The organism is Negadavirga shengliensis, assembly GCF_042652345.1.
Classification (GTDB): domain Bacteria; phylum Bacteroidota; class Bacteroidia; order Cytophagales; family Cyclobacteriaceae; genus Negadavirga; species Negadavirga shengliensis.
On sequence record NZ_JBHSJJ010000005.1, the window covers coordinates 359874 to 383708 of the forward strand.

Consider the following 23835-nt stretch of genomic DNA (forward strand, 5'->3'; position numbering starts at 1 on the left):
TAAACAAAGATCCATTGCGCATAAAACAAAAACTGAATGACTGGATAGAAACCAAATTCCTTATAGTAATAAGGAGAGAGGAAGACTTTTCCGTCATCACTTCATTTAATATTACGAAAATCAAGGTAGGTTTATTGTTGCTTCTGCTGATCATGGTCTGTTTTGGTGTTTCTTTGTTTCTGTCAAAGACCCTCTTGGCCCGATGGTTTGACCCCAGTTATATTGAATCTGAAAATACGGCAAAAATATATGCTTTATCTGAATCGATAGACTCACTTATTCTGGAAGTTCAGGCCAAAGACAGGTATGTGAAAAACATCCAGAAGGTGATTTCCGGAGACGAGCAGGAAGATTTCCGGGAAGAAGGGGGGAAGATTGAGGATGGCAGACTTGAGGCCACCCGCGGTGAAATCGACCTGTACCGATCCAGTGATGCCACCAAGAGCATCATCAGTGAATTTGAGTCGCTGCCTTTGGATGAAGGCAGTTTTGCCGGAATAAGCAGCGGGTCTTTTTCTGATAATTATTTCTTTCCACCCGTAAAGGGGGTGGTGGTGAGCGGTTTTACGCCTTCTAAAAACCACTTTGGGATAGATGTGGTCGCCGCTGAGAACGAACCGGTAAAGGCAATAGCTGATGGCACCATTATTTTTGCCTCATGGACATTGGAAACCGGTTATGTAGCCGGTGTGCAGCATTCCAATGAATTGATTTCAATTTACAAACATAATTCTGTAATATTGAAATCTGTTGGTGATCCGGTAAGGGGCGGTGAAATTGTGGCCATCATCGGGAATACCGGGGAACAAACCACAGGCCAACACCTTCACTTGGAAATATGGTACAAAGGAAACCCCCTTGACCCCCAGGAGTTCATTACGTTTGATTGATATGGTAAAAAAAAATACGGAAGACAGGAAAAACCAAAATGAAATAGTTACCTCAAGTAATCTTGTCGCGACTGGAACGGTCATTGTCGGAAATATAGCAACCCATGGCAATATCCGGGTGGAAGGTACCGTGGAGGGCAGTCTGGAATCCCAGCAAAAAATCATCATTGGGGAGTCAGCAAAGGTTAACGGGGACGTCAAAGCGGCAGATGTGGAAATCGCCGGTAGAGTAGATGGGGAAATCAGATGTTCGGAATTGTTATTTCTCAAAAAAACGGCTTTAATCTTGGGGGATATTTACACCAAAAAACTGATTATAGAAAACGGCGCCGAATTCAACGGCCAATGTAAAATGGGAAAATCCCAGGAAGATCACCTAAAAGTGGACAGGGTCCAGGATGGCAGTGAGAAAAGACAAGTCTCCTCAGGCCGATAGACCCGTATATGTGAAATATTTCGGGTTGGCCTTTCAGATGTCCATCATTATTGGGCTGGGCACTTATTTTGGTTATGTCCTGCACCAGAAGAGCCAAATGAATTTCCCTTTGTGGTTACTGTTGTTCTGTTTTCTTTCCATCCTTATTGCGTTTTATCAATTATACCGGTCCATCCAGTCAGATGCCGACAAAGAAAAATAAATGTCCCGATAATTAAATGCCCCTTCTCAAATCCTCCCTTTTCCGCCTGCTTACTTTGACTGTGGCGTTGGCTTTTATAACGCTAATGGCTGAGATATTTTTTCCGGGTAAATGGATCCATGACAAAATCTGGCACATCATCCTTTTTTTTGCCGTACTTACCGCCCTTACAGCCGTGGTCTCTGAAAAACTCATGAAGAGAGAAGAATTTAATTCCGTATCCGTCATTTTGGCGACCGTTGTTTTCCGACTACTGTGCAGTATTGGCTTCGTTTTTTTGATTTTATGGCAGGAGGATGAAAATATACTTTGGTTTGTGGTTGATTTCTTTATGATTTATTTGTTGTACTTATTGTTTGATATGTACGGCTTAATAACTAATTTGCGCCTTCATTCGAAATAGGCAATAAAAAATATTTTGATGGTCCGCAAATTCTTAAGGTTAACTATCTTATTGTCAGTGGTTTTGCTGACTTTTTCGTCCGCAGTATATGCTGCCACCGGAGATGATGAAGACAAGACAGGTTTCATCATGCACCACGTGAAAGATTCCCACGCCTGGCATTTTGCCACTATAGGACACACGCATATTACCCTTCACCTGCCGGTGATTATTTACTCACCCGATAGAGGTTTTGAAGTATATTCTTCCTCCTCATTTGTGGATCCGGATACCCATCTATTTGGAAAAGAGCATAACGGCTATTATATAGACGATCATGATAAGATCAGGCCTGTAGATGAAAGCAGATCGATTGTGGATCTCTCCATTACCAAAAATGTGGCCATGCTTTTTTTGGTTTTGGCCGTGATGCTTTACCTGATGCTTTCCGCATCCAAACATTACCGCAGACATCCCAATGCTGCGCCGAAAGGAATAGCCTCATTTATAGAACCCATCATCATCTTTGTCAGGGATGAGATTGCATTGCCTAATATCGGGCCGAAATACAAAAAGTTTACACCCTACTTATTGACGCTGTTCTTCTTTATCTGGATCGGTAACCTGCTGGGCTTGCTGCCCGGTGCAGCCAATCTTACGGGAAATATAGCGGTTACGGTTACATTGGCCATGTTTACTTTCTTTGTTACCAATTTTAATGGCAACAAAGCCTATTGGAAGCACGTGGTGGCTACTCCGGGCGTGCCACTGCCGTTGTTATTTATCATCGTGCCCGTTGAAATCATCGGTTTGTTTACGAAGCCATTTGCCTTGACGGTCCGTCTCTTTGTGGCCATCACGGCGGGTCACATCGTCATCCTGAGCTTCATTGGATTGATATTTGTATTTGAATCCTATGCGGTAGGTTTGGCGAGTACCTTGATGGTGGTTTTCATCAACCTGATCGAATTGTTGGTTGCCACTATCCAGGCATATGTGTTTACCCTGTTCTCGGCGATGTATATCGGAGCGGCCGTCGCTGACCATGGGCATGATCATTAATCAAGCATTTCTTTGTTCAATTTTATAAATAAATCACGAGTATGTTAACTTCATTATTATTGACTGCCGGTTTTGCACTTATGGGTGCTGGTATCGGTGCCGGAATTGTCGCGATAGGCGCAGGTCTGGGTATTGGCCGTATCGGTGGACAAGCTATGGAAGGCATTGCCCGTCAACCGGAAGCAGCTGGAAAAATCCAAACTGCCATGTTGATCATTGCCGCTCTTATTGAAGTGGTTTCTCTGTTCGCAGTGGTTGTCTGTTTGCTGATCGCTCTGAACGATAACTTAACTTTCTAAAAAACGGGACTGGCATTAGGCCAGTCCTTGTTTTTGCAGGTTGAACAATAACGGAATAAATAATACAATAATATCATGGATCTGATTAGTCCCGATTTAGGTTTGATTATCTGGCAATTCATTGGATTTGCCATCCTGTTTATTTTATTGGCAAAATATGCCTGGAAGCCTATTCTTTCTGCTTTGGAAGAAAGGGAGGGGACCATTGAGGCATCCCTGTCAGAAGCTGAAAAGGCAAGAATGGAAATGTCCAACCTCGTGGCCGAAAACGAGAAACTTCTTCAGGAAGCCCGGGTGGAAAGAGATGAAATCCTTAAATCTGCCCATGATTATGCTTCCAAAATAATGGAAGAGGCTAAAGGAGAGGCTTCAAAAGCAGGAGCGAAAATGATTGAAGAGGCTAAGGCGGTTATAGAAACAGAAAAGCAGGCTGCACTGGCGGATGTAAGAATCCAGGTAGCGGAGCTTTCTTTGCAGATTGCCGAGAAACTTCTTCGGCAAAACCTTTCTGATGATGCTTCCCAGAAAGAACTGGTGGAGAAATTCGTGAAGGAAATCAAATTAAATTAAAGATCCATGTCAGCATACAGAGTAGCTTCCCGGTACGCCAAATCGCTTTTGGAACTAGCCGAAGCAAAAGGCATTACGGAGCAGGTGCGTGAGGATATGAACAGACTTGTCCTGCTTAATGAAACCGATGCGGAGTTTGCAACGCTTATCAAAAGCCCTATAGTCAGTTCGGAAAAAAAACTGGAGGTACTGAAATCCCTTTTCAAAACAGGATCCTCAGAACTGACCTTGTCATTTTTAGAATTGGTCAGCCATAAGGGGAGGGAAGCTTTTCTGCCTTTGATGGCCAAGGAGTTTCTAAAACAATACAATGTCCACGAAGGCATACAGTCTGCTGAAGTGGTAACTACTGTCCCTCTAAGTGACAAGCTAAGAGCGGAGTTTTCCAAAATAGTGAAGGAAATTTCCGGTAAGGATAAGGTGGAGTTGGACGAGAAGGTGGATAAAGACCTTATCGGTGGATTTGTGTTAAAGATAGAAGACAGACAGTTGGATGAATCCCTCAAAAGTAAACTGAGAGCACTTCATCTGGATTTTACCCAAAATCTTTACGAAAAGAAATTTTAAAAAATAGATCGCTGTAGTAAATAATAATCCAATATAGTAATGGCAGATGTAAGACCTGATGAAGTTTCGGCAATTTTAAAAGAGCAGCTCTCAGGAGCCAAAACACAGGCTGAACTTGAAGAAGTGGGTACCGTCCTACAGGTAGGTGACGGTGTCGCCCGGATATACGGACTTTCCAAAGCGCAGGCCGGTGAGTTGATTGAGTTCGAAAGCGGTATGAAAGCAATGGTGCTTAATCTTGAAGAAGATAACGTAGGTGCCGTGCTTTTCGGTGATTCCAAAACCATTAGGGAGGGTGACACGGTAAAAAGGACCAAAAGAATTGCCGCCATCAACGTAGGGGAAGGCATGCTCGGAAGGGTAGTGGATACGTTGGGGAACCCCATAGACGGAAAAGGTCCTCTTGAAGGAGATCTTTATGAGATGCCCCTTGAAAGAAAAGCTCCGGGTGTAATATACAGACAGCCTGTAAACGAGCCGCTTCAAACCGGTATCAAATCCATAGATGCCATGATCCCCATTGGAAGGGGACAGCGGGAGTTGATTATCGGGGACAGACAAACGGGTAAGACCGCGGTGGCCATCGATACTATTTTGAACCAAAAAGAATTTTACGACAAAGGGGAACCGGTTTATTGTATTTATGTAGCCGTGGGCCAGAAAGCTTCTACAGTTGCCAACGTGGTGGCCGCATTGGAAAAAGGAGGCGCCCTTCCTTATACCACCGTGGTGAGTGCAGCGGCGGCAGACCCTGCTCCGATGCAGTTCTTTGCCCCGTTTACAGGTGCCGCCATTGGTGAGTTTTTCCGTGATACGGGCAGACCGGCTTTGGTGGTTTATGATGATCTTTCCAAGCAGGCCGTGGCATATAGGGAAGTATCCCTGTTGCTGAGAAGACCTCCTGGACGGGAAGCCTATCCCGGTGACGTGTTTTACCTCCACTCCAGACTACTGGAAAGGGCGGCTAAGATCAACGCCTCAGATCAAATTGCCCAGCAAATGAATGACCTGCCACCTTCCATCAAAGATTTGGTAAAGGGGGGCGGATCCTTGACGGCACTCCCGATCATCGAAACACAGGCCGGGGACGTTTCAGCTTACATTCCTACAAACGTAATCTCCATTACAGACGGACAGATATTCCTCGAAACCAACCTGTTCAACGCCGGCATCCGTCCAGCCATCAACGTGGGTATTTCTGTATCCCGGGTTGGAGGGAATGCCCAGATCAAAGCCATGAAGAAAGTGGCCGGTACTTTGAAACTGGATCAGGCGCAGTTCCGGGAATTGGAAGCCTTCTCCAAATTCGGATCTGATCTGGACCCCACCACCAAACGTACCATTGAACGTGGTAGAAGGAATCAGGAAATTCTAAAGCAAGGGCAGTACTCTCCTGTTAAAGTAGAGCTTCAGGTGGCTATCATCTATGTGTCCACCAAAGGTTTATTGGACAGTGTGCCGGTAGAAAATGTAAAAGCTTTCGAAAAAGACTTTTATACGCTGATCACGGCACAATATCCTGAAGCGCTGACTGCTATCAGAAAGGGTGATCTGGACACTGCAGGTGATCTTTTGAAGAAAGCCGTCGGTGAACTGGCGCCGAAATATGCCAAAAAATAAGGCCTCATTGGTTAATAGGGGTTAATTGGAGGATTAAAGATTATCATGGCTAACCTAAAGGAAGTAAAAGAAAGAATCAATTCGGTAAGCTCTACCCAGCAGATCACCAAAGCAATGAAGATGGTGGCCGCTGCCAAACTGAGAAGAGCCCAGGATAAAATCATCCAGATGCGGCCCTACTCCCAAAAGCTTACTGCCATCCTGAACAATATTTCATCAGGCAGTGAAGGCAGTACCGACATTGTTTATGCCCAGGAACGTGCGGTTGGAAATGTGTTGATCGTGCCCATTACCTCGGATAAAGGCTTGTGTGGGGCTTTCAATTCCAACATCATAAAGGCCACTATGGCCACCTTGGAAAACGAGTATGCTGGCAAGGCCATCACCATAATGCCCATAGGAAAGAAGGCTTTCGACTATTTCAGAAAGAAGTCCTATCCGCTTAAGGCTGATTATTACCAGTTATTTGAAGATGTTTCTTTTGACAATGTTAAGAGAGCGGCTGAAGAGGTAATGGACGCTTTTGTTTCAGGGCAGTATGACAAAGTGATTTTGGTCTACAACGAATTCAAGAATGTGGCCACCCAGATTGTGGTGAAGGAACAATTTCTTCCCATTGTAAAAACAGCATCTGAAGAAACAAGCCAGCAGCAGCAGGATTATATCGTAGAGCCCTCCAAAGAATACATTATAGAAGAACTGGTACCAAACTCCTTGAAGATTCAGTTTTACAAGGCCGTTTTGGACAGCAACGCTTCTGAACATGGGGCCAGGATGACTGCCATGAGCAAGGCTACCGACAACGCCGCCGAGCTGTTGAAAGAGCTGAAGCTGATCTATAACAGGACACGCCAGGCAGCCATCACCAACGAAATCCTTGAAATCGTAGCCGGTGCCAATGCCTTGGAAAGCAGTGACTAACGACATATGGTACACTGATATTCAACCGGCAGCAATTGATGTTGCCGGTTTTTTTGTTTCAATTTGCACAGCATTGCTTTGTCAAAGCAATCGTGCCTATGATTTTTACAGGTTCCAGAAACAGGTCCAACCAGAACAGCTGGACCCACTGATCCCAAGGACCATATTGAAGTGACATAAAACGGTTTGTATAAATCAAAATCTGATTTAAATTTGGTAAAAATCACGCCTCCTTAGCTCAGTTGGTAGAGCAACGCATTCGTAATGCGTAGGTCGCAGGTTCAAGTCCTGTAGGAGGCTCCATGACTTCCCCAGCCATTATAAGCCAGCCGTAGATCCTACGCCCATGAGTGCCTGAGAGCAGGGACCAATCAAAATCCTAACTGTTTGATTTTATAGTCTAATATTTCCATTTGTTGGACAAGCGGACCAATGAAAGCATTACCGGAACCTCTACGAGCACGCCAACAACCGTGACCAGAGCCGCGGGACTTTCCAATCCAAACAAAGCAATGGCCACAGCTACCGCAAGCTCGAAGAAATTACTTGCACCGATCATGGACGCCGGCGAACATATTGCATGGGGCAGATTCAGTTTCCTGCCTCCAAACCAAGCGAGAAAAAAGATAAAATAGGTCTGTAGGGTCAGCGGTATAGCGATAAGAAGAATGATCAAGGGGTTATTGAGGATATTAGGTCCTTGAAAAGCAAATAGAAGGATCAGGGTAAGCAGCAGTGCCATAATGCTTACGGGTTTGAAGCGCGGCAGGAATTCAGTTTTAAACCAGGCTTCTCCCTTGTTCCGGACAAGGATTTTGTTAGTGACAGCCCCGGCAAGTAACGGGATAACCACAAATATCAATACACTGGCGACCAATGTTTCATAGGGGATGCTTACGTGGGTGATGCCCAAGAGAAAACCCACAATGGGTACAAATGCCACCAGGATGATCAGGTCATTGACAGACACCTGTACCAATGTATAATTGGGGTCCCCATCTGTCAGGTATGACCACACAAATACCATGGCCGTACAAGGAGCAGCGCCTAACAAAATGGCTCCTGCAATGTATTCTCCGGCCAGGTCTGGACTGATATAGGCAGAATACAGCTTGTCAAAAAATATCCAGGCAAAGAAAGCCATGGTGAAGGGTTTGATCAGCCAATTGATCACCAAGGTCAATACCAGACCTTTAGGGGCTCGGCCCACTTCTTTGATGCTGGAAAAATCAACCTGCAACATCATAGGGTAGATCATCAGCCAGATAAGGATGGCCACCGGAAGGTTCACATTATATACTTCCAGTTCACTCAAGAATGAAATGTCCTCTCCGACGAGATGGCCTATCAAAATACCTCCCGTTATACAGAGAGCAACCCACAATGTCAAATATTTTTCAAAAAAACCTATTTCTTTTACATTACCTTTTGTCATCAGGAATGGATTCTTGAAAAAACATAGAACATTTCAGAAGCGATCTGCAGGCTTCGCTCATCGTACCTGGCTTCTTCTTCCGGTGTGCCGTCGAAGATTTTTGGGTCTTCGTACCTGATGGGAATCCTGGCTTCGGCACCTGGGATGAAAGGGCAATTTTCGTCGGCATGCGAACAAGTCATCACGGCTGCAAATTGAGAGAGAGCATTGGCCTGATCATCAAAAACCTTTGAAAAAGCGGTAATAGGGGCCGCATCATCGGAATGGAATACATGGTATTTGGGGTTATGTCGCCCATTTTGGGTGACCCTGAAACCGGCCCTTTTGATAGATGCCACGGCCCGCTCATTGAAGGCAGTTACCTCCACCCCTCCGGAAAAACAGGAAGTTTCCACACCGTAACAATCCGCTGCAGTCTGCGCCCAAATCTGTGAGAACTGGCTTCTTCTGGAATTATGGGTACAGATAAAATTCAGGTTTACGGTTTTGCCTTGATCTATTTTCTTCCGGATATAAATGATCAGCTCCTCCAGTGCGGCTTTTCTTTCTTTGGGTACCGGAAGGGACTTGGCCCTTTCTATGGTGGTTTTTAATTGGGGATAGACTGACATGGCATATGCAGGTTTTCTGTAGAATAGGATTTAGGTGATTTGTTCGGAATAAGAAAAGATATTGGGCACGAAGCCCGTATTCAGTCTGAGAATCCCCTCCTTTGTGAGGAGGGGATGAAAATCGGGTCTAACAGCATCCCGAGGCGGCGGTGCGGACTGAGGTTTCCGTCGATCTAACACCCAGAGAGGGGACGGAAGTGCCACAGCAGGCCGCAGCCTTTTCACCCGGTGTCGCAGCCCTGTCTTTGGCCTTGCAGGTAGTCTGTTCCGCCATCAGTTTGACCACCAGATTGGAATCATCCACAACGATGTTCTGAACAGGAAGTACAGCGGTATGAAAAAGTCCATTGCCGTATTCAAATTTGACTTCCGCGTCTTCGTGTGTAGGCCTTGACTTGCCTACAGCCTCAAATATTTTCAGTGCCTTAGTGGTATTCACTTGATGGTTGGGTTCAGGGCTTTGGCTTTCCCAAAGCTGCACATGCACCTCTTCCCATTCATTGCGGGCCCCGCCACAATCCACCGTGTCATAATGGACATTTTTAATTTCCGTGATATGGTAGTCTGGCCGGACGAATACACCGGGACGATATTCAAAATAATAGGTGTTTCTCAGGATGTTTTTTGAGCAAGTCGATAAATGCCTGTGTTTTCATGGTAAGATAATTTTGGTTGCAAACTGTTTTCTGAACCGCTGTTAACAGCATTTTCCTCCGTCAGTTAGCGGAAAGCTGCCGAACAACCGGTCAAATAGATTTCTGATTTCATTCCAGCGGCCTTCATCTATGCAATAACAGATGCTGACGCCTTCTATGGTGCCCTTGATCAGCCCGGCTTCCTTGAGTTCGCGGAGGTGCTGGCTGATGGTGGCCTGCGCCAGACCGAGTTCCTGGACCAAATCCCCGTTGATGCAGGTATTGGATTGGATCAGGTACTCAATGATGGCCACCCTCGCCGGATGGGCAAATACTTTGGCGGTTTTCGCGAGTTCGTTTTGCGCTTTTGTAAAGAGATCGGATTTGGTAACGCCCATGTTTTATTTATTTATTGCAATATTACGATGAATTATCCAGCCATGCAACCCATCACATAAATTTTATGATGGACCTGAATTTCCGATGGCGGACCTGTTGGTCCGTTTGGAAAAAGACAATCGCAAGCTTTGGACGCGGGATAGGGAAAAAATATACCATGCAGGAAGCGTAACAGAAGAAAAGTGAAAAATCACGTAGTATTTTTTTGATCCTATGCAGTAGCATACTTGAATCTAAACCTTCTGTTATTTACTCCAATTAGGACATTTCAATGGACTATATGCCCCTATTTTAATAGTTATACTTTGTATATGAACATACCATGGTCTAAAATTTCAGTTTCTAAAAATAAATAAATAAAAAAATTATTTTAGCTTGAGAATCCATAGATAACTAATTAAGTTTATAAGGTTTCGGAGCTGGCTTTTACGGAATCTTTTTATCGTGTCTTACATGCAACCTACAGATTACAGAATCCTTGGCTTAAATAGAATATTTTCCTCGAGTGAGCTGGTGGATATAATGGATTGTCAGAGCCAAGCTATTTCCATATTGAGTTATTTTGCGACTTCTTTATTTGATAAAAATAAAATAGATGATGTCCTATGGGATATCGCCGAAAACTGTATAGCCGAACTGGGTTTAGAGGATTGTGTAATTTATCTTTTGGATGAACGAAAAAAGCTTTTGATTCAAAAAGCGGCTTATGGGAATAAAAGTCAGGGTGAGAGGAAGATTCTGAGTCCAATAACCATTCCCCTTGGAAAGGGAATAGTGGGGTACGTGGCGATGACCGGGCAGGCGGAAATCATAGACGATGTATCCGTGGATAGCCGCTATATTCTTGATGATCTGCAAAGGGGATCGGAACTGACGGTTCCGTTATTGCTCGATGAAAAAGTAATAGGTATTATTGATTCGGAGCATTCGGAGAAATTTTTCTATGATACTTCTCATTTGTACTTATTCGAATTGATAGCTCAACTCACGGTTAAAAAACTGTCCCATGTTATACAAAACAATAAGAACAGTTTTACCAATGACAATGCCTATTTCAAACAGTTCTGCCAGCTTCTGGAAGATGAAAAAATATACAAGAACGAAAGTCTGAGCCTCTCCACCGTTGCCGGACAGCTTAATATCAGTGCCAATTACCTTTCTCAATTGATCAATAAATTATGTGACAGTAATTTTTCCGACGTGGTTAATAAACTGCGGGTTGAGGAAGCGATGCGTTGCATAACCCATTCGGACTATTCCGGCTATACCATGGAAGGAATCGGTTATGAGGCGGGATTCCATTCGAAATCATCATTTTATTCAGCTTTTAAGAAACATACGGGTATTACCCCGAGCGAATACGAGAAGAAGTATAAAAAATCGTCCTAATTTTTTGAATTTCAAGTATTTTGGAAAGTTGATTTTTCAGTTTGTGTTCCTTTGTCGTGAAAATAAGATATTAAATAAAGAAGCATTTCCACTTCTGTCACTTTTTGAGTCGGTTTTTTCCGCGATCCATACCCAATAGTATGTGAGAAGGATGTGAATGCATTTTATCCTTATTTGCTAAAACCCGTAAGCCGGCAGCAGCAATAAGGCAGATACAAACAAATGGAATTATTTGTTGATGGATGCTATATTTTCCACCGTTTGAAGCAACGATTGTCCCCGGTTTTGCCGATAGCGTGAAGCATGCAGGTACAAGTTATCTCAAAGGCGGAAGATTTTTTATTCATAATTAATAACAATAGATCAGTTGACTTTAAACTTAATCTTTTCAAACCATGAAAGAACTGGATGAGGTTCAGGCATTGTTATCCTCTCTTTTTGGAAATCTGGATGCCGGTACAGTACAGCAAAAAAAGGAATGGGAAGCTTCTTTGCCTTTAATGGCAGCGACCCTACTGAGACAGGATCCAACGCAGATCCAAAACCAATCATTTACCATTGACAAAACCGACTTGTTTCACCGGGAAAGGGTGAATCCGCAAAAACTCAAAACCATCGAGGAAGCAACCAAGGCTGCAGTCAAAGAGCGAAAGGCTTCGGACATGAAGGTTTTCATCAGGGAAGTTCCCGTGAGAACCACCCAATTACCCGCCAGTGTACCTCTTTGGGCTGCCGGATCAAAACCCGCCATCACATCCGGGCCCTTTGAAAGGACAGACGGCAGAAGGGTATTTTTGGACTTCTTTGCAGTACAAAAAATGCTGTCAATCTACCAGCCGGGGAAAGCCAATCCGGCACTGCTTTTTACGGTCACTGCGGGTGGTGCTGAAAATGAGTACAATCTTGTAAAAGGAAGCATTTGGGTGAGGGCAGATGTCCTTGCACCCAACGCACCTCATGACAGGTATTTCGGATTGGCGGTCAATGGTGGAAAAATCTCACTTTCCGCAAAGCCCGTGGAAAAATTAGGCAAATTGTTTATTTCCGGAAATACCAAGGTCTCGGTAAAGTTGGATGTCAACACTACGCCACCCAATGTACAGGTAGGGGAAGGTGGATTTGGGAAAGATGCTGCTGATCTGAAACTCCAGTTCCCAAAGTTCCTTGAATTTTCCTTTACCGGCTCAGCATTAGGACAAATCACGGCTGCAGGTGATGCGGAATGGAATTTATATGGGCAACCCACAGGTTTTCAGCACAACAGATCCGGCGCTCCCTTTTTCAACGACAAGCTGAACAGGGTAATGATCCCTTACCAAGGTGATCAATCTGTCATCGGAATTAAGGATTGCCAAAGCCCCTATCTTAATATTGAGGGAGAGGCTCCGATCCAGGAGCCCTGGTGGGCCATTCCGGCAGCCCTGTTGGATATCCAGCAGCCGTTGGAGGCGGCCGGGCCGGGAGCCTTGGCTATATTGACCGAAAAAGGCCTCAAAGCCAGTTGGCAGGGGCAAGAGGGAAAAACCGGCCATTTGAATGAGGCATTTATCATGGCTGAATTTGGAAGGGTAAGCATTACGGATCTGTCCTCTGATTGGTTGGGAGCTTATCAGGAAATAGGTCATTGGAAAGACGGCCTTAATCCGTATGGTACTTCTGTTTCCCTGGATTATCAAAATAACACACCCTTTCTTTACAACAGCCTGGCAGAGGGAACGGAAATGATCATGACAGAAGCCCATGCTGATGTAAAGACAGATCGCCCTGTACAGGCCAATGGGCTTCCCGTAGCGGTCAGAACCAAGCACAGCGCGTTGCTCATGATGGCCTCGGAAAAGAACAACCTCTTTTATCTTTACGATGACAACATACTTTGGGACAACAAGCTTCCGTTTGATAATGTACCCCAGTTCAAGTCCATTGCTCTGGCACTTGAAAATGCGCTTTTTTCCGTTTCTCCTGTCAATGGCTGTCTTCTATTCGGCAAATGCAATGAGGATTGGACCAGGATAACCGAAAGCCATACTTTTTTCGTTTTCGGACTGCTTTCCTATATGCCCACCTTGCCGGATCCCTATGTGGCCAATTTCGGGTGGCTGAGGGAACATATGGGCAGTGACAGAAAAGGGTGGGATGGGATCAGGAGCTGGTTGGTTTGTCACGTTAAGCAGGAAAGCGTGGATGACCAGGAAGACACCGTTACGGTCAGTTTTCACTATGGGGATCATTTTCAATCCGCGACCGCCGGCGCGTCGGGCGCAGCTGCTCAGCCACTTGTGGAAACTGTCGCGGCCAACCACCTCAGCTCCGGAACAGTTCGTGAAACGGTAAGCCATGCCTCCGCCTCCGCTTTCAACGAGGGACTTCCCAATTATGAGTCCCAGTATGAGGAGACAATGAGACAAAATCTGCTGGATTATTTTGCCCTGCTGGATGTGAGTAGCAATGCCAATCAATTGGGAATCAGTATAGGCATAGGCCGGGAGCAAAGGGTAGTGACAGGCGTGGCTACGCATCATACGGAAGGTTCGGCAAGTATCACATCCGTCAACAATGCCGGATTGATGATACAGGGCATGCAGGTGTTTTTACCCGGGACGATGACCCGTTTGTTTACCATGCCCCAGATTGCCTGGGAACCGGTGTTTAACCTGACACCCCCTGCTCCGGGGATGCCTGGTGATCCTGATTTTTCGTTTAACTATTATCCCAATGACGGCGGCCCGACCCGGTTTATCAACAGCAGCAACAAACCGGTCGTATTGGCGCCTATTCCGCTTACCCAATTTATTCTGCAGGAGTATGCGGATAAAAACAACAATGTGACACTACAATTCACCTTGCCTTTTGGGCTGAAAGCGGTAGCCAAACTGACCCATAATGAACCCAGGGAAACAATAAAACCCAAGTTGACCGGTATATCCCCCTCGTTTCCCGATGGAACCAAGGGAGGGATCCAGATTTCTGCCTTGGCAGGTGACTATGGCAAGAAACCGGCAGGGGAGTCCCATTTAAATGACCTGCCCATGTTTGCAGGTTTTACGGTGCAACTGAACAATGTGCTTGATCTGTCCGGGGTGGCAAAGGGCGCCAGCACGTTGGGACAGAGTGTGACCAAGATATTCAATGGGGAATTTTTCATGGATCCTGCCGCTCCCGGCGTCCTCAAAGAAAGGGGTGTGCCTGTCTCCAGGGCGGATTTTACCGGATACGGGGCCAGTATTTTCAGCAACTGGCTGAGCCCTTCGGCCGCTATCGCGGAAACCAGCCAGGCAAGATTCGATGTCATGCTGGGAAGAACCGCCCATGAAGTCATTCAGGTGAAAAGCCTCGTATATCCATGGGGTATACGGGTGGTACGTACCATCACGCTCTTCAGGGTCAGCAGCGGCTATGTTTTCAGAACCGACAGTGGATGGCAGCCTGAATCCGATGGGCTTTTCGATTTCAGGTACAAGTTCAACAATAAAAACGGACAGAGAGTAGAAGTCAATCCCTATGAGCTTCATCCCGGCATAATAAAAGGATTGTTCAATGTCAAGAATATCCGGGAAGATGGAACCCTGCCGGAATTCACTGCAGAGAATGTTTATAACCAGGGTGATTATTTCATTAACGAATTTGGTGATGAAGTCCAACATGGCGGCGCTCAGCCGAAGAAGCAAGCTGTAAACTGTGTTCCCGTATGGTTCGATGCAGATGTGGCCATTGAGAATGTGGTCCAGGGCCACAAAAACGGAAAAATTCCGGCGAAAAAAGTTCTCGGATATGTCCAACTGGCACCTGCAGGGCTGCCGCTTTCACCCCAGCAGTTTCAAATGCTCCTGGGTCTGCAAGGCGGCATCATCGGAGGGGATATAGATTGTGTGGCGGATATCAATAAAAGCGGTCACCAGATGCGGATCAGCAGGTTTGACATCACTGCTTCTGTGGGCGCTGACAACGACACATCAAAACCGATATTTGTGGTATCTGCCCGGGGCAGTGTGCTGCTCCCCAAAGAGGGGAGCTGGTCCATGGTGCAGCACAATGTAGGGAGCGGGGAAGTCACTCCTTTGCCTGCCCACCTTCCTGTTCCACTGATTCGTGAAGGAAAGTGGAAACCCGAGGTGGTGATAGATCCGGTGAACGTCAACAATAAGCTGGTCAGGGTAGCTAATCCCACAGAGATCTTAAGGACTCCCTTAAATGAGACCCTCAATTACGGTTTCTTACAGAGTACCGCCACCCAAAAAGCACTTTTCCTGACGCCAAGCTACAAGGTTAATACGCAGAAATTACTCAGCAAAACACCGCCCATTTTTGCTGATGCCTATAAGTTAATGACCGGTAATGGGATCTTCCCGAATGTAGGCAATGCCATAGATAATTTCGGATCCGGTTCGGTCCTGTTTGAAGGGGTGGATGAAAATGGTATTAAGGAAAAAGCTTTTCAGGAAAGCAATATGCTGGATGCCGGTAAAAAAGTCCTTGAACTGATGCAGATTGATGCCCAGAAGCAGGGACAGGCAGTGGTGGAACAAGGGTTTCAATTGCTGGCCGGCGAGGCCAACAATGCTCTGAACAAGGCGATTGCCTTTGATGTGCCTGATCTGGAAGTGGACTTGGTGAATATGGACTCCTTAAGGATTTATATCGAATACAAGACCAAAAGCAAAGGACAAGGCGGAGGCAATTATGTGGACGGCAAACTTAATTTCGATGTCAAGTCGTTCAGCAATGATCTGTCCAAAACCTGGAAAAGCCGCATGAACAATGTGGGGATGGTAGTGGACCTGGGTTCGTTCAAGAGACTGATGACCATCAAAGGAAACTTTGATGCCCAAAAGGGAAAAGAATCCGGTTTTGAAGGAGATACGGCCGGTAACAGCAGTCCTTTTGGAGGGCTTCCTGTTCCCGAGGTGGAATTCAGTGATGAATTGAAGCCGGTTATCGAAATCCTGCAGCTCCTGGCTTCCCTCAGCACCGGTGATTATGGCGACGTGATGAGAAAGGGGCTGAAAATAGCCATGGGCAATGCCGGGGAGATCTGGGAATACAAATTCGAGGCCACCAAGGAAATTCCTCTCGTCCGTTTTCCACCCACTGCTGAACTCTATAATAATCCGCAGACGCCCTTGCGGCTGGAGGCCTCTCTGGCATTGGGCGTGTATTTCAATGCGGCATTAAAAGTCACCACGGATCCCAAACAGCTGCTTCCCACAGCCGGAGGGTTTATCCAGTTCAAAGGCGGCCTGGAAGTCATGTGCGCCACAGTAGGAGGCGCTACCATCTACGCGATTGGAGCAGTCGCGCTCAAAGTTGCCTGTGACACTAAAATAGGGCCAAGTCTTGAAATGAAATTTGGCTTTGGGGCCAATATCACCGCCGGGTTGCCCGTAATTGGGAGTGTCAGTGTCACCTTTATGGTGGGAGCGGAGATGTATGCCAGTGCCCAGATGATCGAAATCAAGGCATTTATGCTGTTTAAAGGAAGGGCCAGCATTGCGGGCGGCCTTGTTACGGTGACCATCTACATTGAGGCCAGCGGAGGCGTAAAGCGTATAGGGAATAAGACCGAATGCACTGCTTCCGTTACCTTCGGACTGGATATCAGTATTTTCCTTGTGATTAACATCAGCTTCGAAGAGACCTGGCAGGAATCCAGGCAAATCGCTTAAGACAGATCTATTTTTCATCTTTTTAAAAAATTAACATTATGGAACCAAGAAGAGCATTGACCCTTATGGTTTTTCCCCAAAGATTCGATGGGGAGAAGCTGATCTTCAATATCGTTGTCATACCCAGAAATGCAGATCCCTTTGTACCCTTTCCTACCGGCAAACCTGATCCCGCAGATGTGCCGGGATTTGCCTCCCTTCAGCCGGAGTTCCAGATAGGGGTGGTCAGCGGTCTGGATGACTTTCCGTTGAGCAATGCCACTGCTCCCGGAAGAATCCCGAAAATACAAAGTATTACGGTCTCCGCGGTCCCACAAAAATCGGATACGATTGAAGCCGTTGCAAAATCATTTTCTCCTATACCTATTTCAGATACCAATGATAAAATCCCCGCCCCGCTTCCCCTTAATAAAAGCGTCAAAAAGTACCTGCCTTTTTCTTACCGGAACAGCTTTAATTTTACCCAGCCCCGGCATGAAAACGCGGTAACGGATGATAGCTATGAATGTGCTTTAAGGGACAAAGTAGAACCCATTCTCAATTATGTTCCAAAAGACAGCCTCAGTTGGGGAAAGGTATTTGCCCATATCTTGCGGCAGCCTTTATTGGCCAAGGCCTGTGGGATGATTTATGAAGCAGAGGTGGAAGTAGAAGAAGACTGGTTTGAGGAAGGCGGGTACCTGTACGTTGATATTACCAATGACCCTTGGAAGGATGCGCAGGAGCTGTTGCTGGAAGATAATGACGGACCTTTGATCAAACGCTATGCTGCCAGGATTCCCAAGCTGGAACCCGGTGTGGCGAGACCCGTTTTTTCTGCTGTACTTTTTCCGGTCCTTTACCAAAAGAACGGTCAGCCGGAAGTGGTTCCGCCTGCACCTTGGGATGAGCTTTTCAAAGAATCCCTGGCTTACAGTGACGGATTTGCGAAAATTGTACATGCCAACCAGCCCGTCAGTGGCAACCTCCTCAAAGAACACCAGGATGGCCTTCATCCCCAAAAAGATGCCGGGATCAGGCTTGCCTGGGATGATGAACAGATTTTAATCTGGTATATACGGCAACTTACGGAAAATCCGGAAGCACCGGGAAGCGGGGAAAGGATAGATGCTCCGCTCGGCGTGATCGGCTATAAAATTGACGTGAGGGAACAGGTCCCCGATGCGGAATGGGAAAGCCTCCATCAGGTAACGGTCAACCAGGGGGCTTCTGATTTGGGGAAAATGTTTCCTCCCCAACCGGTGGAGCTGTCCCATCAGGTTTATCCCACCAAAGTGAATACCCTTATGGGAAGCAATTATTGGTTACCTATGTATTTCGCCAACTGGATTGGGAAAAATCTGGCCGTGGGGGATGATGACGCACTGGAAATCTATAAGAATGATCAGGACAATTCAGCGGATATCGACGGAACTACGCCAAGAAAAGCTACCGTCAACAAGGCCTTGGAACCGGTTCCGATAAATACCGAGCTCAGATACGGCAAAACTTATCAGTTCAGGGTGAGAATGTCGGACATCAGCGGGGGAGGGCCGGACGTGAAGGACGATCCTATCCATAGCGGACCATCGCCCCAGACTACAGTTTCGTTCAGGAGGTATATCGCCCCTGATAAATTGATCATAAGCAAGCCGGACTCCTTGCTGAATTCCAAAGCAGAGTATTATAATTCAGTCAATGGGGAAGAGAATGAATTTCTGGTGAATCCAGTGGTCAGGATCAAAAGACCATTATTGGAATATCCTGCCGTCGTATTTACAGACAAATACCAGCAGGCGGGTATGGATCCAATAGCCATGCTGAAGGCCCTTTCATTTGACAGTCATAAGCAGCTTACCTTGGGTTTGCCCGATCCGGATGTGAACAAGGTAGAGGTAAGGGTGGAAGTCAGGACCTTGGAGATGGACAATTCTCTGAGTCAGGATGGCCGGGAGAATTACATCACCTTGTACACCACCCACCGTTCTTTTCCTGCCGATTTTGATGGAGAGTTGGAAATTCCCGTCCAATTCATAGATGTGCCTGTATTGAATCTGGGCGTGCCTGTAAATCCATTTTTGGTGGATAATCTTAAGAAAGAGGATCTGGACGACATGGAAGAAATCGTGCTCCCCACAGGAAGGCATGTAAGGGTGAGTTTCCGGGCTGTTGCTGGTAGCGGAGAGGTTAATGAGCACAGTTATTTCGGGGTAATCAATGAATCGCAGCCGGAATCGGACAGCAGATATGGCAAAGTGCAGCAACTGATGTTTTACAGGGAAACGCAGGATGAAAGCGAACTTCTTCGTCCATTCGGAGCCATCCCTGTGTTGCAGGGGCTGTTTTTGAAACCCAATGAAGTGCCTTTGATCAAAGGAAACAATATCTTCAAAACCCTCTTTTTGCCCAAGACCACGGAAGGGAATCCGGATATTGTCAAACGGCTTGCGGATGCATTGGGATTAAAAGCCAAAGGGCTTACCTTGGTGGCTCCGAAAGGAGAACGGGTGATATTCGGCATCAGCAGCAGGATACGGCATTCGCTGGCGCCCGATGGATGCAGTGTCACCTTTGCCAACAGGGCCGAGCTGCAGGACCACTGGCTGGGTTGTATCAGCTATCAGCTAAACAGGGACTGGACCTGGGATTCCCTTCAGGATGTGGCTTTTGCTATTGACAGAAAAACCAAATTCCGCAGGGATGAGGATGCCGAAGCCAGCATCATCGAAAATCTGGGTGATATAGAATTCAAGCATACCGTGTCCTTCGAGGCTTTGCAGCCCGACCGGTTCGGGAATATCAACCGGTCCTATACCAGGATCGTCTATATTGATGCCATTGAGCCAAAGAGCGGCTTGCCAAGAAGCCAGTCCGATCCGAACCCAAGGTTCCCGGACGAGATTTGGGTGGATTATACTTTGAAGCCTTCTTTTAAGGAACACCACGCAACTCATCCGGATGTCGATTTGGACCAGATCAAGCTTCCTACAGTCCTTCCTCCTTCCCAGATCCCTAAAATTGCCAGTGTAGGGATTGCCTTTTCTCCTTATGAACGAAGTGAAGACTACAGCAGTACGGAGGCAAGAAAGCGGTACCTATGGGTAGAATTTGAGGAGCCCGTGGAAAATCAGGACGACACTTATTTTTGCAGGGTGTTGGCCAATGCGCCTGATCAGCTTTTGAGCAATAATAAATTTGACCAGCTGGTGGCTCCCGAAGAACCGTCCATTGCTTTGGACCCGGAATTTACCAGAATAATCGTGCCTGGTCAAAGTGACGATATGGCCGGGTTGGGAGCCATGCAGCCTATGCTGAAAGCGTCCGATAGTGACAAACATTACATATTGCCGTTACCTCCCGGATTACATGCCGAAAGCCCGGAATTGTTCGGGTTCTTTACCTATGAGTTCAGGTTAGGTCACGGACAGTGGCCTGACCGGGAGGATAACCTTTGGTCCACTGCTCAGGGAAGATTTGGCAGGCCTTTGAGGGTGACAGGTATCCAGCATCCTGCTCCTACTTTATTATGTTCCCTGAACCGGGATGAAAATCACCTTTATGTCAGCGCGCCTTTTGCCAAGGCGGTTCATAAAGGAAAAAATGTGACGGCCAAGCCTCCCAGGACCAGTCTTTGGGCCCTGCTATATGCACAGGTAACACAGGCAGATGGAAGGGATTACAGAAATATCCTGATCGGTGAAAAAGAGATGCGGTTTGATTTTAAGGTCAACGAGAGCGATGAAAAAGCAAAAGAAAGGAAGCTCGTTACTGCGATGACGTTTTCTCCCGCGCCTCAGCCGGAACATGTGGCAGGAAGCTTCCAGCTGATTCCCGAAAAAATGAAATGGGGAGGATTGGTGGCATTGATGAAAGACATTCATCCTGTGGGAACGGCAGCCTTCGAGAGTCAGGAAATTGCAGACCAGTTGGTGCGTTTTGGTCTTCCGGAAGACAGCCCGCTGAGTGTGCTGGTGGTAGAAGTGTTTGGAAACATCACCAACCTCAGGGATCACATGCCGGAGTTTGGAGTGGCGGGTGCGGCTATGATGGACAGGAGGACTTTTGATGAAGCCAGAAGCAGCGCAGTGGATACCAATCCACATGACATCATCCGGCCTTTGAGTACAGCTCTAGGGCATTTTAGGATTCTCAGGACCTCCCCTTTGACCAAAGTGCCGTTTGTTTGTTGTCCGACCTGCGAGAAGTAAAAAAAGGAGGCTTGAAACATGTTTTCAGGCCTCCTTTTATATCAGATCCTGACTAATATGGTTTTCGTGTCCATTTAGTACGGCATAAAGCGTCATCAGTTCCTCCTCTATAGCCTCTCTTTCTTTTTGGTTGCGATCGAGTTTCTTTTTCAGCTTTTTGATTTGAAAATCCGGTTTGATGCTTAGGATTCGACGAAAGAAGCTGGCAAAAATCAGCCCTTGCCGGGCTTTCATCAACAAAGCCCTGAGTTTATATCCTCTCGCCAACTGTGACAGCCTTGCTATTTTGATGATCCGCATGGTTCTGACGAAGGAAATAAAGGGCAGCAGAATGATCAATACATCGATCCAGTTTAGTTGAGTATAGTGGATCTTTTCATTGCTGATGGAAATCATCAGTATGAATTCAAACGCAAACGCCAACCAAATAAATGCCTGTACCATGTCCAGAATAAATGAAAGATCGGCTTGAAGGAATGATGAAACTTCGTCGTAAAACTTCCATTCGATGACCAACACCGGTATGATCAACAAGGCGATGACGATCATCGGAATAGAAAATTTCTCTTTGATATGTTTCAACAATCCCTCATTGGCTTTAGACCAGCGGTAATAGGGAATCCACACCAGTTCGGGTTGCTGGATATGCCTTGACGCAAGACGGATAGGGGGGAATATCAGCACCAGGGCCCGGGCTATAAATTCGCTGCTGGCCAACTGTTCACTGGTCTTTCTCGCAAGAACAATGATTGCCAAAAAATCTGCTAAGTAGAAAAACCAGCCTATCCAATAAATTTTTGCCAATTGACTCTGAAAGGGACTGAAAAACCCTTCATGGTCAAGGGATATGGCGTTGACGATAGCCGCTATTATTATCAGCATAAACAGACTGACATAGAAAAATAGGGGAGTGGCGATTTTTTCGTATTGGCCAAGAAGACCGCTATTTCCGGGTTGGAGATTCGTTTTCAGTTTCGTATCTCTGGGAAGAACCTTTTCCAGCAGAAGAGGGAATTTGCGGGCCAATCCTGAGAGTGGGACCAGGGATGCTTCCCTTTCAAGGAGATATTCCAGATGGCCCAGAAGATAGGGATTGTCGCATGCTGATATTGCTTTGATAATGTTTTTCTTTCTTTCTTCCAAAGTCAAATGCAGCTCTTTTTTTTCCATTCCCAAATATAATCGTTGGGTTCAGTCTGGCCAAAAGGGTTTTCGTGTTATGCCTCGCACAATGCATCCAAAAATTATGGGAAAAATACCCCAATGATAAAAGCCTTCCTTTCTGACAAGTTTTTTCCGGCATTTTTCCACTTTCTTCATGCCACAAATATAAAATTTGGTTTTGACTTAGCTAAAAACAAACTAAGGGGCATTTGCCCCTCATGGTGATCAGTACTCCTGGAGTTTTTCAAATTCCTTCTGGGTAATCTTAAAAACGGTACCATGCCTGGTGCCTTCAGGAAAGCTGACTTCCTCCGATATGTCCTTCCAGTCTTCCAAATCGTATGACGCCACTGCACCCATGCGATGGTCAATGTACTTGTCAAAATAAACCACCCAACGGTCGCCTATTCTGGCCACAGTAGGGCCTTCTGCCCAGTAGTCCCCTGTAATGGGAGGGCCCGCGGGGCCATAACCCTGAGTGAGGTTTTTGCTCCGGGCCACTCGGATATTCTTTTGGGGAGGGACCCTTGTTTCATCTTTCACAAAAAGGATATATTCCCCATTTTCTTTGATTAAAGTGCCGTCAATAACATTAAAACCGGGTTCATAGAAAAGCCGGGTATCCGAAAATTCTTTAAAATCCCTGGTGGTGACGTAATACTGCCGATGATTATAAGCGTTTTCTTCCTCGGACTGGGTTTCCGGATAAAGCCCTGTAACTGTCGTGGACCAATAGATCATATAAATATCCTCGTCTCCATCATAGAAAACTTCCGGTGCCCAGGTATTTCTGGCATTGGGCTCGTGTTCCATAACAGGAAGATACCGCTGCTCCGACCAATTGATCAAATCTTCAGATGAGGCATAACCTATTCCCCTTTCATTCCAGCTGACCGTCCATACCATGTGGAATTTCCCGTCGCCTCCCCGGATAACGCAGGGATCCCGCATAAGTCTGTCCTTTCCTGCAGTAGGCGTTAAAAATGGTTTTCCGTTTCCGAGTGCCTGCCAATGGTACCCATCCCCGGAGTAAGCGAAATGTAGTCCATTTTCACCGTTACCCGTGAAATACGAAAACATGTATACATCATCTTCCTCCACGGAAGGGCTGCACGAAAGGAAGGCAACTGCCGTTCCCACATTTAAAATGATTTTTATGAAATGCTGCAAGTAGTTCATTTTGATTAAGTTAATGATTTTTCTATAGCTAAAGGACTGCAAAAAGGTAAAAATATCAAAAATGGATAATTCCTGCATGTTAGTCGGTAAATATTGTGTGCAAAACCCTTCTTGAAAAGCTGTCTGCGAACCACCTAAATATATAACAGTGACGTTGGTCCTTGTTTTTGACCATCGGTACCACGTATTAATCGTGGATAAAGCTATAATTTGAATATAAATTATTA

The 23835-nt window shown here is 46.1% G+C and carries 19 protein-coding genes and 1 tRNA gene; 13 read left to right on the top strand and 7 right to left on the bottom strand.

The window, feature by feature from the left end; translation table 11 throughout:
* The first annotated feature begins 14 nt into the window (after positions 1-14).
* From ACFPFU_RS11405 to ACFPFU_RS11415, 3 genes are read left to right on the top strand one after another with little or no spacing between them, the layout of a single operon-like run.
* Entirely contained in the window at positions 15-890 is an 876-nt protein-coding gene (locus ACFPFU_RS11405; RefSeq protein WP_377064571.1) for a M23 family metallopeptidase, read from the top strand.
* A 1-nt stretch (position 891) separates the two neighbouring features.
* Positions 892-1326, top strand: a complete 435-nt coding sequence (locus ACFPFU_RS11410) for a bactofilin family protein (RefSeq protein WP_377064573.1) — start codon at positions 892-894, stop codon at positions 1324-1326.
* The gene (locus tag ACFPFU_RS11415) at positions 1289-1528 is read left to right on the top strand and encodes an AtpZ/AtpI family protein (protein WP_377064575.1); all 240 of its coding nucleotides are present in this window, start codon (positions 1289-1291) and stop codon (positions 1526-1528) included. The genes ACFPFU_RS11410 and ACFPFU_RS11415 overlap by 38 nt, the downstream gene beginning before the upstream one ends.
* 12 nt (positions 1529-1540) lie before the next feature.
* On the opposite strand, the gene ACFPFU_RS11420 is transcribed toward ACFPFU_RS11415, so the two are convergent.
* A complete protein-coding gene (locus tag ACFPFU_RS11420; RefSeq protein ID WP_377064577.1) occupies positions 1541-1723 on the bottom strand; it encodes a hypothetical protein in 183 nt (60 codons plus the stop codon).
* 226 nt (positions 1724-1949) lie between these two features.
* On the opposite strand from ACFPFU_RS11420, the gene atpB reads away from it, so the two are divergent.
* From atpB to ACFPFU_RS11455, 7 genes are all read left to right on the top strand, one after another.
* The gene (gene atpB / locus ACFPFU_RS11425) at positions 1950-2972 is read left to right on the top strand and encodes a F0F1 ATP synthase subunit A (protein ID WP_377064579.1); all 1023 of its coding nucleotides are present in this window, start codon (positions 1950-1952) and stop codon (positions 2970-2972) included.
* Between the two features lie 41 nt (positions 2973-3013).
* A complete protein-coding gene (gene atpE / locus ACFPFU_RS11430) occupies positions 3014-3271 on the top strand; it encodes an ATP synthase F0 subunit C (RefSeq protein ID WP_377064581.1) in 258 nt (85 codons plus the stop codon).
* Positions 3272-3346: 75 nt separating this feature from the next.
* On the top strand, positions 3347-3841 hold the full coding sequence (locus ACFPFU_RS11435) for a F0F1 ATP synthase subunit B (protein WP_377064583.1): 495 nt from the start codon (positions 3347-3349) through the stop codon (positions 3839-3841).
* Between the two features lie 6 nt (positions 3842-3847).
* Positions 3848-4408, top strand: a complete 561-nt coding sequence (atpH, locus tag ACFPFU_RS11440) for an ATP synthase F1 subunit delta (RefSeq protein WP_377064585.1) — start codon at positions 3848-3850, stop codon at positions 4406-4408.
* A gap of 39 nt (positions 4409-4447) precedes the next feature.
* Entirely contained in the window at positions 4448-6028 is a 1581-nt protein-coding gene (atpA, locus tag ACFPFU_RS11445; protein WP_377064587.1) for a F0F1 ATP synthase subunit alpha, read from the top strand.
* A 45-nt stretch (positions 6029-6073) separates the two neighbouring features.
* Positions 6074-6949 carry an ATP synthase F1 subunit gamma gene (gene atpG / locus ACFPFU_RS11450; protein ID WP_377064589.1) on the top strand — a complete coding sequence of 292 codons (876 nt, stop codon included), beginning with the start codon at positions 6074-6076 and terminating at the stop codon, positions 6947-6949.
* A 227-nt stretch (positions 6950-7176) separates the two neighbouring features.
* A tRNA-Thr gene (locus ACFPFU_RS11455) sits at positions 7177-7252 on the top strand.
* A 97-nt stretch (positions 7253-7349) separates the two neighbouring features.
* Here ACFPFU_RS11455 and arsB read toward each other — a convergent pair.
* From arsB to ACFPFU_RS11475, 4 genes are all read right to left on the bottom strand, one after another.
* Positions 7350-8384: an ACR3 family arsenite efflux transporter gene (gene arsB / locus ACFPFU_RS11460; protein WP_377064590.1), complete on the bottom strand. Its 1035-nt coding sequence runs from the start codon at positions 8382-8384 to the stop codon at positions 7350-7352.
* Positions 8384-8995 carry a low molecular weight phosphatase family protein gene (locus tag ACFPFU_RS11465; RefSeq protein WP_377064592.1) on the bottom strand — a complete coding sequence of 204 codons (612 nt, stop codon included), beginning with the start codon at positions 8993-8995 and terminating at the stop codon, positions 8384-8386. Before ACFPFU_RS11465 ends, arsB begins: the two co-directional genes overlap by 1 nt.
* Positions 8996-9122: 127 nt before the next feature.
* Positions 9123-9614, bottom strand: coding sequence for a DUF6428 family protein (locus ACFPFU_RS11470; RefSeq protein WP_465263031.1), 492 nt, complete (start codon positions 9612-9614; stop codon positions 9123-9125).
* Between the two features lie 78 nt (positions 9615-9692).
* Positions 9693-10028, bottom strand: a complete 336-nt coding sequence (locus ACFPFU_RS11475) for an ArsR/SmtB family transcription factor (RefSeq protein WP_377064596.1) — start codon at positions 10026-10028, stop codon at positions 9693-9695.
* A 454-nt stretch (positions 10029-10482) separates the two neighbouring features.
* Here ACFPFU_RS11475 and ACFPFU_RS11480 point away from each other — a divergent pair, with 454 nt between their 5' ends.
* From ACFPFU_RS11480 to ACFPFU_RS11490, 3 genes are all read left to right on the top strand, one after another.
* Positions 10483-11418, top strand: coding sequence for a helix-turn-helix domain-containing protein (locus tag ACFPFU_RS11480; protein WP_377064598.1), 936 nt, complete (start codon positions 10483-10485; stop codon positions 11416-11418).
* Positions 11419-11813: 395 nt separating this feature from the next.
* Positions 11814-17078 carry a hypothetical protein gene (locus ACFPFU_RS11485; RefSeq protein ID WP_377064600.1) on the top strand — a complete coding sequence of 1755 codons (5265 nt, stop codon included), beginning with the start codon at positions 11814-11816 and terminating at the stop codon, positions 17076-17078.
* Between the two features lie 38 nt (positions 17079-17116).
* Positions 17117-21265 carry a hypothetical protein gene (locus tag ACFPFU_RS11490; protein WP_377064601.1) on the top strand — a complete coding sequence of 1383 codons (4149 nt, stop codon included), beginning with the start codon at positions 17117-17119 and terminating at the stop codon, positions 21263-21265.
* Positions 21266-21301: 36 nt separating this feature from the next.
* Here ACFPFU_RS11490 and ACFPFU_RS11495 read toward each other — a convergent pair whose 3' ends face one another.
* A complete protein-coding gene (locus ACFPFU_RS11495) occupies positions 21302-22435 on the bottom strand; it encodes a hypothetical protein (RefSeq protein WP_377064603.1) in 1134 nt (377 codons plus the stop codon).
* A gap of 219 nt (positions 22436-22654) precedes the next feature.
* Positions 22655-23608 (bottom strand): glycoside hydrolase family 43 protein, encoded by a 954-nt coding sequence (locus ACFPFU_RS11500; RefSeq protein WP_377064605.1) that lies wholly within the window; start codon positions 23606-23608, stop codon positions 22655-22657.
* Positions 23609-23835 lie beyond the last annotated feature (227 nt).